The sequence below is a fragment of the Mycobacterium szulgai genome (assembly GCF_002116635.1).
In the GTDB taxonomy this organism is placed as follows: domain Bacteria; phylum Actinomycetota; class Actinomycetes; order Mycobacteriales; family Mycobacteriaceae; genus Mycobacterium; species Mycobacterium szulgai.
This window is the reverse complement of sequence record NZ_LQPW01000172.1, coordinates 1-12,499: the sequence shown is the minus strand read 5'-3', so window position 1 is coordinate 12,499 and position 12,499 is coordinate 1. Positions and strand designations below refer to the sequence as shown.

At 72.8% G+C, this 12,499-nt stretch carries 9 protein-coding genes; 2 read left to right on the top strand and 7 right to left on the bottom strand.

Annotated features, from left to right (window positions below):
* The 6 genes from AWC27_RS27465 to AWC27_RS27440 all read right to left on the bottom strand — a co-directional run.
* Window positions 1–534, bottom strand: a 534-nt coding sequence (locus AWC27_RS27465) for a PE family protein (protein WP_139837256.1), incomplete at its 3' end; no start/stop codon positions are given.
* Between the two features lie 91 nt (window positions 535–625).
* A complete protein-coding gene (locus AWC27_RS27460) occupies window positions 626–1,315 on the bottom strand; it encodes a hypothetical protein (RefSeq protein WP_085673779.1) in 690 nt (229 codons plus the stop codon).
* A gap of 18 nt (window positions 1,316–1,333) precedes the next feature.
* Window positions 1,334–5,572, bottom strand: a complete 4,239-nt coding sequence (locus AWC27_RS27455) for a PE family protein (RefSeq protein WP_085673777.1) — start codon at window positions 5,570–5,572, stop codon at window positions 1,334–1,336.
* Between the two features lie 151 nt (window positions 5,573–5,723).
* Window positions 5,724–7,307 (bottom strand): long-chain-fatty-acid--CoA ligase FadD17, encoded by a 1,584-nt coding sequence (fadD17, locus tag AWC27_RS27450; RefSeq protein WP_085673775.1) that lies wholly within the window; start codon window positions 7,305–7,307, stop codon window positions 5,724–5,726.
* Entirely contained in the window at window positions 7,307–8,386 is a 1,080-nt protein-coding gene (locus tag AWC27_RS27445) for an acyl-CoA dehydrogenase family protein (protein ID WP_085673773.1), read from the bottom strand. The genes fadD17 and AWC27_RS27445 overlap by 1 nt, the downstream gene beginning before the upstream one ends.
* 21 nt (window positions 8,387–8,407) lie before the next feature.
* Window positions 8,408–9,589 (bottom strand): acyl-CoA dehydrogenase, encoded by a 1,182-nt coding sequence (locus AWC27_RS27440; RefSeq protein ID WP_085673771.1) that lies wholly within the window; start codon window positions 9,587–9,589, stop codon window positions 8,408–8,410.
* Between the two features lie 174 nt (window positions 9,590–9,763).
* Between AWC27_RS27440 and AWC27_RS27435 the strand changes: the two genes are divergently transcribed.
* Both AWC27_RS27435 and AWC27_RS27430 read left to right on the top strand, forming a co-directional pair.
* Complete coding sequence (locus AWC27_RS27435; RefSeq protein WP_083116370.1) at window positions 9,764–9,955, top strand: ferredoxin; 192 nt, start codon at window positions 9,764–9,766, stop codon at window positions 9,953–9,955.
* A 24-nt stretch (window positions 9,956–9,979) separates the two neighbouring features.
* Entirely contained in the window at window positions 9,980–10,885 is a 906-nt protein-coding gene (locus tag AWC27_RS27430; RefSeq protein WP_425437525.1) for a 3-oxoacyl-ACP reductase, read from the top strand.
* On the opposite strand, the gene AWC27_RS31680 is transcribed toward AWC27_RS27430, so the two are convergent.
* The coding region (locus tag AWC27_RS31680; protein ID WP_211281720.1) for a PE family protein at window positions 10,882–12,499 on the bottom strand (1,618 nt) is incomplete at its 5' end. The genes AWC27_RS27430 and AWC27_RS31680 overlap by 4 nt on opposite strands.

Below are 12,499 nucleotides of genomic sequence, written 5' to 3'. Positions count from 1 at the left end.
GGTGCCCAGCCAGCCGCCGGCCCCGCCGTCGCCGCCGTTGGCCCCGATACCGCCGGCCCCGCCGGCGCCGCCTTTGCCGAACATCCCGGCCGCCCCGCCGGCCCCACCGGCCTGGCCGGCCGCCCCGGCCGCGCCGTTGCCACCGTTGCCGAACAGCAGGCCGCCGGCGCCGCCGGCGCCCCCCGGCGTGCTGGCGTCGGCGCCGTTGCCGACCAGCGGGCGACCCAGTACCGCCTCGGCGAGTGAGTTGACGTTGGTCAATTCCGCTGCGGCATAGGAGTTTCCGCTCGCGGACAAGCGGCCGATGATCTGCTCATGCAGCGTCGCCACCTGCGCGGCGAGGGCCTGATAGGCCCGGCCGTGGCCACTGAACAGGGCCGCGATGGCCGCGGACACTTCGTCGCCGGCCGCAGTCGCCACCGCCGCCGTGGATGCCGCCGCCGCACCGTTGGCCGCGCTGATCGCCGAACCGATGTTCGCCAGATCTGTCGCCGCCGCGGCCATCGACGCCGGAGCCACCAGAACAAACGACATGGGCCACCTTTCAACGCAACTACCGCAACGCCGACAAGGGTGACCCGCAACTGTTGGATAGTTCTTGAATGCCCTGTTCGCGTGCCTTGGGTCAGCCGCGGGCCAATTCAGGCAGCTGGTCGGTCAACCAGTCGGCCATCGTGCTCAAGACGCGAACCCCGGTGCCAAAGTCCGCCGCTTCAGCCGCCAACGCCACGCCCAGCCGCACGCGGTCCAGCGGCACCATCCCGAACTGCCGAACCAGGTAGCCGCCGTCCACGCCGGGGCCCCAACCCCCTTTGGCGGCAACGCCTTTGGCGGCCAAGCCCCAGCATTGCTCGGCAGCCGGCCGGCGCATCAGGTCGATCACCGGCGCCGAACCTGCAACATCAGCCAGGTTGGCTGCGAACACCGCTTGGCGCGCCAGGGTCCATCGGGTTTGGCCGAATGCGGTGAAACCGGGGCGGATTCGCCGTTCCTCGACCGCGGTGGCCGGATCGCCTGCCGCCGTGATGACCGCTTGTACGTGGCGCGCCGCCACCGCGGGTTCGCCCAGCTGCGCCCACAGGTCTTCGGAGGCGGGATTGTCGGATTCGGTAATTGCCTTGATTACCAACGGCTTTGCGCGTTCTGGATCGCGGCGCAGGGCAGCGATCGCCAGCGGCACCTTGATCGTCGACCACGCGACGCCGGTCGACCACTGGCCCAGTGAATACGCCCCGGCCGTGCCCGGGTGGGCAATCGCGATACCGATGCAAGCCGGAACACCGGCAGCCAGCGCTTCGAAGCTTCGATTAGGCACGGCGTCCCATCGACAGGATCAGGCCACCCCACCGGCTCCGGGATTGCCGCCGGTACCGATCCCGCTGCCGCCGGCGCCACCGCTGGCGCCACTACCCGCTTGGCCGGCATTGCTTGTGCCGCCGGTGCCGGTACCGCCGTTGACGCCGTTGCCCGCCGCCCCGCCGTCGCCGCCGGTGCCGCCCAGACCGCTGTCGCCGCCGGTGGCTCCATCTCCGGCGTTGCCGGACGTCGCACCGCTGCCGCCGGCCCCACCACCGCCGCCGGTGCCGCCGAAACCACCAGCCCCGCCGGCGCCGCCGGCGCCGCCGCCACCGGCCTTGCCGCCACCGAAGCCGAGCCCGCCGCCGCCCCCGCGTCCGCCGTTGCCGCCGTCGGCACCGACCGAGCCGACGCCGCCGTTACCACCGTCGCCGCCGTTGCCCTTGGTGCTGGTGGTGCCGGTGGCGGTGCCGCCGTCGCCGCCGCCGCCGCCGGCGCCGCCGACGGTGCCGTTGCCGCCGGCGCCGCCGTCCCCGGCCGCTCCGCCGGTGCCGCCGCTGCCCCCGTTCTGGCCGCCGTTGCCGCCCGCGCCGCCGTTGCCACCCTGGCCGCCGGTACCGGCGTTGACGGCTCCGCCGGCTCCGTCACCGCCATGGCCGCCGGCACCGCCGGTGGCCTTGCCGCCGGTGCCCGTCGCCGTTGCGGTGCCGCCGTTGCCGCCGGCTCCGCCCGCGGCCCCGTTGCCGCCGAGATTGGTCAGCGGATTGGGATCGTTGGTCGCATCGCCGCCGGTTCCACCGGCGCCGCCAATGGCCGTGCCGTTGTCGTTGTTTGCGGTCGCGTTACCGCCGGCGCCGCCCTTGCCGCCGGGGCCGTAGCCACCCGGCCCGCCGTCGCCGCCGGTACCACCCATTCCGCCGGTGGCCGTGCCGCCCTTGCCGGTTTCCGAGGCGCTGCCGCCGGCGCCGCCGGTGCCGCCGGGTCCGGCGATGACGCTGCCCGCGCCGCCGGTTCCGCCCACGCCGCCTTGGGCGGTGTCATTGTCGGCGCTGTTGACCCCGCCGCCACCGACGCCGCCGTTACCACCCTGCTGGACTTGCGTCGGGTCAGGGGGTGTGGTGTCGGGCATGCCGGCAACACCGGTGCCGCCATTGCCGCCGAGTGGAGTGGTGCCGTTCGGCGAACCGGCGGTGCCGGTGGCGGCCTGTGCCGTTGTCGGGTTGATCGTGGTGTTGATGGCGTTCGCGCCGATGCCGCCCTTACCGCCGGAGCCGCCGTTACCCCCGTCGCCGCCCTTGCCGGTGGCGCCTCCGAGGCCGCCGGGGGAGCCGGGTGCGCCGCCGCTGCCGGGATTGCCGCCGTTGCTGCCCCCACCGCCGTTCCCGCCCGCTCCGCCTTGCGGTGTGGCGTTGAAGTCGGGTCCGAAGCTCTGCGAGCCATTGGTGCCGTTCCCGCCGTTTCCGCCGGCCGCGCCCAGGCCGCCGTTGCCGCCGTTGCCGCCGACGCCGCCGCTGGAGCCGGCGCCGCCGTTGCCGCCGTTGCCGCCGCCGCCGGCCAGGCCCGCGTCGCCGCCTTTACCGCCATCGCCTGCGGTAACGGGGCCGAAGTTGGCATTGTTGGCGCCGCCGGCGGCCCCGGTGCCGCCGGCGCCGCCCTGGCCGGCGGCTCCGCCGTTGCCGCCCACTCCGCCGTTTCCGGCGGGCGCGGCAGTGGCTCCAGTCCCGCCGTTGCCGCCCTTGCCGCCCATCCCGGCGTTGCCGCCACTGCCGCCCGCGCCGCCGGCTCCGGCGGCAGCGGTGAGATTGCCCTGCACACCGTTGCCGCCCTGCCCGCCGGCGCCGGCGTTGCCGCCGTTGCCGCCGAGACCGCCGATACCGGCTGCACCGCCGCTGCCGGCGTTACCGCCGTCACCGCCCTGGCCGCCGAGACCGCCGACGCCGCCGGTACCGCCGGTGCCGCCGTTCGGTGCGATCGTTACGCCGGTGTTGGGGACGAAGCCGTTGCCGCCCTGACCGGCGGCCCCGCCATCGCCGGCCGATCCGCCGGCACCGCCCTGACCGCCGATGCCGCCGGGCCCGCCGGCATTGCCGCCCGCTCCGCCGGCGCCCCCGCCACCGCCTTCACCGCCATCGGCGCCGGTGCCGCCCACGGGCGCAACGCCCGTGCCGGCATTGCCGGTTCCACCGATGCCGCCGTTGCCGCCGTTAGCTCCCGCGCCGCCGACCCCGCCGTTGCCGCCTTTGCCGCCGTTGGCGCCGGCGGCACCGCCGTCGCCGCCCTTGCCGCCGCCGCCGCCCGCCGAGCCGTTGCCGCCGGCGACTCCGGTGCCGCCGTCGCTGCCGGCCGAGCCGGTACCGCCGCCACCGCCGTCGCCGCCTTTGCCGCCGTTGCCGCCGACGCCCTGCGCACCTTGCGTGCCGCCGTTGCCGGCGCCGCCGTTGCCGGGGTTGCCGCCTGCCCCGCCGACCGCACCATCGCCGCCGACGGGCGTGTTGGTGCTGTTGTTGCCGGCGTGCCCGCCGTTGCCGCCGGTGCCGCCGTCGCCGCCGGCCCCGCCGGTGCCGCCGGTTCCGCCCGGGCCGCCGGCAGCGCCGCCGTCACCGCCCAGCCCGCCGGCGCCGCCTACCACGCCGTTTCCACCCGCCGCGTTGGGCACGGCGGTGTTGTCGGTGCCGTTGCCGCCATTGGTGCCGTTGCCGCCGTCGCCGCCGTGGCCACCGTTGCCGCCGGCACCCGTGGCGCCGGCTTTGCCGCCACCTCCGGTGCCGGCCAAGCCGCCGGCGCCGCCCTGCCCGCCGGCGCCGGCGTTGCCGCCGTTGCCACCGGCACCGCCCAGACCGCCGCCGGCCACACCGTTGGCGCCGTCGCCGCCGTCGCCGCCGAGACCGCCGCTGCCACCAACTCCGCCGTTACCGGCGACACCGCCGGTAACGGCAGCGCCGCCCTGCCCACCGGCACCGCCTTTGCCGCCGGCGAAACCCCCGCCACCGTTGGTTCCGAGCACGCTGGCGTCGTCGCCGGACGCGCCGGTTCCGCCCTGCCCGCCGGCGCCTCCGGTGCCGCCGGCGCCGACGCCGCCGGGCAGGCCGCTGCTGGTGAGGAAGCCGCGAGCGCCGGACGTACCGCCGGGACCGGCGGCGCCGCCGGTCCCGCCGTTGCCGCCGGTGCCGGCCGCCGTCACGTTGTCACCGTTGCCGCCCACGCCGCCGGCGCCGCCGGTACCACCCTGTCCGCCGAGGCCGCCGGCACCGCCGTGGCCGAATATCACCGGGCCGCCACCGCCGGCGCCGCCGGTGCCGCCCTGCCCGCCCAGGCCGCCGTCGCCACCGGTACCGCCGATGGTGCCGGAGGCCATGCCGGCCCCACCGTCGCCGCCCTGGCCGCCGGCCCCGCCGTTGCCGCCGTTCATGAACAAGCCTGCGGCGCCGCCGTTTCCGCCGGTTCCGCCGCTGCCGGCGAAACCACCTCCCACGGCGCCGGGGCTGCCGATTCCGCCGGCGCCGCCGGTCCCGCCGGTGCCAAGCAGCCAGGCGGCGTTGCCGCCGTCGCCGCCGTGGCCGCCGGTGCCGCCGCCGGTGCCGCCGATGCCGCCGGCACCGCCGACGCCACCGGTGCCGATCAGGTACGCGGCGTTGCCGCCGTGACCGCCGGCGCCGCCGAGGCCGCCGCCGGCGCTCCCGGCGCCCCCAAGCCCGCCCGCGCCGCCGCTGCCGAACAGCAGGCCGCCGTTGCCACCGGCGCCGCCACTGGCGCCGCCGCTGCCACCGGCGCCACCGGTGCCGCCGTTACCCCATAGCCCGGCCGAACCGCCCTTACCGCCGGGCTGGCCCGGCGCGCCGGCTCCGCCGGCGCCACCGTTGCCGTACAGCCAGCCGCCGTCGCCGCCGGGGCCGCCCGGCGTGGTGGCGTTGGCGCCGTTGCCGATCAGCGGTCGCGACAGGAACGTCTCGACCGGCGAAGCCGCCGCGCTCAGCGCCGCCTGCAGCGGCGTCACAGCGGCCGCCTCGGCCGCGGCGTACGCTCCGGCGCCGTAGCTCAGCGTCTGCACGAACTCGCGGTGAAATGCCGCCGCCTGGCCGGCCAGTGCCTGATAGCCCGCCGCGTGCTGGGCGAACAGGGCGGTGACGGCCGCTGAAACCTCATCGGCGGCGGCGCTGAGCATCGCTGTCGTGGGTGCCGCCGCCGCCGCGTTGGCCGCACTGATCGTCGACCCGATGCTGGCCAGATTGGTCGCCATCGAAGTCATCGTCTCCGGCGCTGCGGCGACATACGACATGCGGCACCTCGCACTATTTGGACGCGACTCGGCGGGCGGTCATCGATGCAACTGGCTAGGCGCGGATCGTATCGCGTCTGGGCAGCTCATTGAGGCATTCCGCGGATATATGTGTGTCGAATACGCGGTGCTGGCGGCCTCGTCGAAACGGCTAAATCGCGAACACCGGATCGCCGCACTCGACACCCTCGGCGGCCAATTGCCGCTTGAGCACCTTGAAGGTGACGGTGCCCGGCAGGCCCCCGCTGATCCGCACATACGACGGCCATTGCTTGGGCCCGAGGTCGGGCTGTTCGGCCAGGAAGGCCCGGAACTTGTCGGCATCGAATTGCGCCCCGGCCGCCAGCACCAGCGCGGCCATCACGCGATCGCCCACCACTGGGTCGGGCACCCCATACACCGCGACTTCGGCCGTTTCGGGGTAGCGCAGCAAAACCCGCTCGATGGGTGCGGTGCCCAGGTTTTCGCCGTCCACCCGCATCCAGTCGCCCAGCCGGCCGGCGAAGTAGGCGTAGCCCGCGTCGTCGCGGTAGGCGAGGTCGCCGCTGTGGTAGACGCCGCCCGCCATGCGCTCGGCCTCGGCGGCCTCGTCGTTGTAGTAGCCCTCGAAGCGGCCCGGCCCGGCGGTGTTGACCAGCTCACCGACCACGCCCGTCGGACACGGCAGGCCGGTGTCGGGGTCGACGATCTCGATGCCGTCCGGTAGCGGCCCCAACGAACCCGCGGGGGTGTCGGGAGTACGCGCTATCGCCACGCCGCCTTCGGTGGAACCGAACCCGTCCTGCACCACACAGCCGAACCTGCGGGCAAAGCGCTCCAGGTCGCCGGCCACGCCCTCGTTGCCGTACACCGCCCGTAGCGGGTTGTCCGCGTCGTCGGGCTGCTCCGGCGTGGCAAGCACATACGACAACGGCTTGCCCACATAGTTGGCGTAGGTGGCGCCGTAGCGACGGACATCGGCCAGGAATCCCGACGCAGAAAACTTGCGCCGCAACGCCATTGATCCTTGGCACGCGGCGGCCACCGCCCAGCCGACCAGTACGGCGTTGGAATGGAACAGCGGCATCGACACATAGCAGACGTCGTCAGCGCCCAGGCCGAAGCGCTGGGACATGGTCACGCCGGCGATCGCGACCTTACCGTGGCTGCACTTCACCGCCTTGGGTTCGCCGCTGGTTCCCGAAGTGAAGATCAGCATGAAAAGGTCTGCCGGCGAAGCGGATTGAAACGTCAACTCAGCATCTCGATGGCCGCCAACCTCGTCCGCCCATGCAGGGGAATCGACGTTTACGTGCTCGATATCGGCCAGCGGCTCCGCCGAGGCGGAATCGGCGAGCACCAGTTGGCAGTCGGCGTGGTTGATATCGCGCAGCAGCGCCGCGCCGCGGCGCACCGGGTTCAGGCCCACCGGAACGATTCCCGACATCCCGGCCGCCACCAGCATCGCCGAGAAGAACGGCGTGTTCTGCAGCAGCACCCCGACGTGCGGTGGACGCGCGGGGTCGAGGCGTGCCCGCAACGCCGCGGCAATGGCGGCGCCATGGCGCAGGTGCTCTCGCCAGCTGGTGAACGAGTCCTCGAAGTAGACGCCCCGGTCGTCGATTTCGGCCAGCGGCATCAGCAGCCGGCTGACGGTCGGGTCAGTCACGTCGCGGCCCCCTCGTCTTCTCAGGCGTGAAACCAGCCTCACCTTCGAACCCGAACGTGAAACCAGCTTCACGTTCGGCAAGGCCATCAAGCAGGAGTCTCCGCCAGCTCGCGGCCGATCTGTCGCAGCTGCCCGGTAGCGCCGCCCAGCGAAAACTCAATCTCCTTGGCCGCCAAGAAGTATCGGTGCACCGGGTGATCGGTGTCCACGCCAACGCCGCCGTGCACATGCACGATGGTGTGCGCCACCCGGTGTCCGGCTTCGGCGGCCCAGAACGCCGCGGTGGCTACCTCGATATCGGCCGGAACCTCTTCGGCGACCTTCCACGCCGCCTGGGTGAGCGTCAGCCGCAAACCCTTGACGTCGATGTAGCCGTCGGCAAGCCGCTGCCCTACCGCCTGGAAACTGCCGATCGGGCGGTCGAATTGCTCACGGGTGCGCGCGTATTCGGCGGTCATCTGCAATCCCCGTTCCAGCACGCCGAGCTGAAAAGCCGTGCGGCCCACGCTCTCCAGCGTGTGCAGCCAATCGAGCACTTCGCTTCCGCCAACCCGCCGAACGCCGTCCACCCCGTCCAGCTTCAGATGCGCGACGCTGCCCAGGCCGGTGGTCTGCAGCGGCGTCAGGGTAACCCCGGCGGCATCGGAACCGACCAGGAAAACCGCGGTGCCGGAATCGGTTTCGGCGGGCACCAGGAAGGCATCGGCCACCGGGCCGAACGACACCTGGGTGCGGGTGCCGGTGAGCCGGTCGCCGGTGGCCTGCACCGGCCCCTCACCCATCTCGCCGTGCAACGCGACGGTCAGGATCTTCTCGCCCTTGACCGCCGGCACGCCCCACTCCTGCTGTAACTCCTCAGAGCCGAACCGGGCCAGCGCCCCCGCCCCCAGCACCACCGACTCCAAATACGGCACCGCGGCCAATTGGTGGCCCAGCGCAACCAGCACGGCCACCTGCTCCAGCCCGCCGAAGCCGTCGCCGCCCACTGAGGATGCCGCGGCGCTGGTCAGGATGTCGGCATCGATCAGCTTGCTCCACAGCTGGCGGTCGAACCGTTGCTCCAGTGTGTCCAGCTCACGCTGATGCTCCGGCGTGCATACCGCGTCAACGATGGTGTCGACCAGACCGCCGAGGTCCTGCGCCGCTTCGGTTGTCGTGAAGTCCATTTATCGAATCCCTTCCAGAAGTCAGCGGCTGGCTCGGGGCAGTCCCATGGCGACCATGCCGATGATGTCGCGCTGAACTTCGTTGGTGCCACCGCCGAAGGTCAGGATCAGGCACGCCCGGTGCATCCGCTCGACCCGGCCGCGCAGCAACGCGCCTGGCGAATCCTGACGCAGCGTGGCCGCCGTACCCAGCACCTCCATCAGCAGCCGGTATGCCTCGGTGGCCAGCTCAGTGCCGAACACCTTGGCCGCCGAGGCATCCGCCGGCGACAGCGCCTCACTCGACGACGAGGCCAACTCCCAGTTGATCAGCTTGAGCACTTCGGCCTTGGCGTGCACCCGAGCCAGGTTGAGCTGTACCCATTCCGAGTCGATCAGCCGGGCTCCGCTGTCGTCCTTGGTGTTCTGGGCCCATTCCCGAACCTCGCGCAGGCACAGGAAAATCGGCGCCGGCGACACCAGCGCGACGCGCTCGTGGTTGAGCTGGTTGGTCACCAGCTTCCAGCCGGCGTTCTCCTCGCCGACGCGGTTGCTCACCGGCACGCGCACGTCGGTGTAATAGGTGGCGCTGGTGTCGGGACCGGCCATGGTATGCACCGGAGTCCAGGAGAAGCCGTCGGCGGTGGTCGGCACGATCAGCACCGAAATGCCGCGGTGCTTCTTCGCTTCGGTGTTGGTGCGCACCGCTAGCCAGACATAGTCCGCGTAGGCGATCAGGCTGGTCCACATCTTCTGGCCGTTGATCACATAGTCGTCACCGTCGCGAACCGCGGTGGTACGCAGGTTGGCCAGGTCGGTGCCGGCGCCGGGCTCGGAGTAGCCGATCGAGAAGTGCAGATCCCCCGCGGCAATGCGCGGCAGGAAGAACTTCTTCTGCTCCTCGGTGCCGAACGCCATGATGGTCGGCGCCACGCTGTTGATCGTCAGGAACGGAACCGGCGCACCGGCCAGCGCCGCCTCGTCGGTGAAGATCAGCGAGTCCATCGGGGAGCGGTCCTGGCCGCCGTACTCCTTGGGCCAGTTCAGGGTGAGCCACCCGTCCTTGCCCATCTGCGCGACGGTCTCCCGGTAGACGTTGCCGATCCCGATTTCACCCTGGATCGAACTCAGTGCCTCGCGCCGTTCCGGCGTCATCAGCTGGGCGAAGTACGACCGCAGCTCGCGCCGTAGCTCCTCCTGTTCGGGGGTGTAACTGATGCGCATTCCAGCCGTCCTTTGCTTTACCCAGTGCTCTTCCCGGTTGTAACACGTTCTAGTCTGGGAATCCAGCGAGCCTATCGCCCGGACATACTGAAACCCTTTCGGGGGCCTAGGCTGGTACTGGAAAATGATCAACAAACCCGTTTCAGGCCGCAGCCCAGGCCCAAGGAGAGTGCCGTGCGAGTGATTGTCGACCGCGACCGGTGTGAAGGTAACGCGGTGTGCTTAGGGATTGCCCCGGATATCTTCGACCTGGACGACGAGGACTACGCCGTCGTCAAGACCGATCCGATCCCCGCTGACCAGGAGGACCTGGCCGAGCAGGCGATCGCCGAATGCCCGCGTGCCGCCCTGCTGCGCGAGGACTAAACCGAAACTAGAGGTATTCATAAATTGAGCAACACGACCGATCTATCCGGAAAGGTCGCGGTGGTCACCGGTGCCGCCGCGGGCCTGGGCCGCGCCGAGGCAATCGGCCTGGCCCGCCACGGTGCCACCGTCGTCGTCAACGACATCGCCACCGCACTGGACAACTCCGGCGTGATCGACGAGATCAGCTCCGCCGGCGCTAAGGCGATAGCGGTCGCCGGCGACATCAGCCAACGCGCCACCGCCGACGAACTCGTCGCCACGGCCGATGGCTTGGGCGGGCTGGACATCGTGGTGAACAACGCCGGCATCACCCGCGACCGGATGCTGTTCAACATGTCCGATGAGGACTGGGATCAGGTCATCGCCGTGCATCTGCGCGGGCATTTCCTGCTCACCCGCAACGCGGCGACGTATTGGCGCGCCAAGGCAAAAGAAGCCAACGATGGCTCTATATATGGCCGGATCATCAACACCTCCTCGGAGGCGGGGCTGGTCGGCCCGGTCGGTCAGGCCAACTATGGCGCCGCCAAGGCCGGCATCACCGCGCTCACCCTGTCCGCATCGCGAGCGCTGAGCCGGTACGGCGTGTGCGCCAACGCGATATGCCCGCGGGCCCGCACCGCGATGACTGCCGATGTCTTCGGCGAAGCGCCCGAAGTAGCAGCCGGCGAGATCGACCCGTTGTCGCCGGAGCACGTGGTGACGCTGGTCCAGTTCTTGGCGTCCCCGGCCTCGGCCAAGGTCAACGGCCAGGTGTTCATCGTTTACGGCCCGCGCGTGACCCTGGTTGCGGCGCCGACCGCGGAGCGTCAGTTCAGCGCCGACGGCCCGGCCTGGGAGCCCGATCAGCTGAGCTCGACGTTGCATAACTACTTCGCCGGCCGGGATCCGGAACGGAACTTCTCGGCCACCGGCCTGATGACCTAGCCCGGTTGGCCGTCGGTACCGGCTGAGCCAGGGTTTCCATCGAATCCGGCGCTGCCGTTAGGGGTGCCCCCGACGCCGGCCTTACCGGCGGCGCCCGCGGCACCACCGGCTCCACCCGCGCCGGCCGCGCCGCCCGCGCCCCCGGTACCCGGGTTGCCGAAGAATCCTCCGGCCCCGCCGGTGCCGCCCAGGCTTACGGGTGCCCCGCCGTCCCCGCCGTCCCCGCCGTCGCCGCCGTCGCCGCCGATGTTGCCCCCGCCGCCGGCACTGAAACCGGTCATCGACGTGGCGTTGCCGCCCGAACCTGCGGCACCGCCCGCGCCGCCGGCGCCGCCGGCGCCGCCGGCACCGCTGGCACCGCCGCTGCCCCCATTGCCTCCATTGCCTATCAGCATCCCGCCGGACGCTCCGTTACCGCCTGAGCCCCCGACGCCACCGGTGCCGCCCGTGCCCGTGGCGTTGCCGCCGGCGCCGCCGTCGCCACCGCTGCCGGCCACGGCTTCGGCATTGCTGGTGGCGGAAGCGCCGCCGCCTGGGGCTCCCGCGCCTCCAGCGCCCGCGGCGCCGCCCGCACCGCCGACGCCGCCGGCGCCGCCCGCACCGCCGCTGCCACCGTCGCCGATCAGCATTCCGGCGGCGCCGCCGTTGCCGCCCGCACCGCCAATCCCGCCGCCGCCTCCGTCGCCTGTCGCGTCGCCGCCGATACCGCCCTGCCCGCCGTGCCCCGCGAAACCCTGACCGTTGCCTTGGGAGTTCGCGACGCCGCCGATCCCGCCCGCGCCGCCACCGCCACCGCCGGCGGCGGCGCCGCCGATGCCGCCGTTGCCGCCCGCGCCGCCGGTACCCCCGTTGCCGACGAGCAGCCCGCCATGGCCCCCGTCGCCGCCGGTGCCGCCGGCACCTGCATTGCCGCCGGCCAGTCCGCTGAGGTGGCCGTTGCCGCCCGCGCCGCCGTCACCACCATGCGGGTTAGTACTGGTTGCCTCGCCGCCGGCTCCGCCGGCGCCTCCCGCGCCGCCAGCGGCCAGTCCGTTGCCGCCGTTGCCGCCGTGGCCGCCAAAGGCCGGACCAACTGTGGTTGTAGCTGCTCCGCCAGCACCTCCCGGGCCGCCACTCGCGCCGTCTCCACCCGCGCCGCCCGGACCTCCCGCAGCGCCCTGGCTGTTCAGCGACGTGCCGCCGCCGCCGGTTCCGCCAGCACCGCCGGTCTGCGTGGTGCCGCCGTTATCGCCGGGCCCACCATTGCCGCCGATCGCCTGACCAGAGCCCTCAATGGTGAGGCCGTCGCTACCGTTGGCGGCCGTGCCGCTGGGGGTGGGGTTGACACCGTTGGCTCCGGCGAGGCCACTACCGCCTTGCCCGCCGGCACCGCCGGCGCCGAACAGGTAGGCGTTGCCGCCGCTGCCACCGTGCCCACCCTGGCCGGCGTTGACGCCCAGCACGCCGGCCCCACCTAGGCCGCCGGCTCCGCCGTTGCCGAAGAGGAGCCCGCCGGCGCCGCCGGCGCCACCGACGGCACCCGCGCCGCCCGCGCCGCCGGCGCCGCCGTTGCCGAGCAATCCGGCAGCGCCGCCGGCGCCGCCGGCCTGTCTGACCCCGCCGGACCCGCCCGAC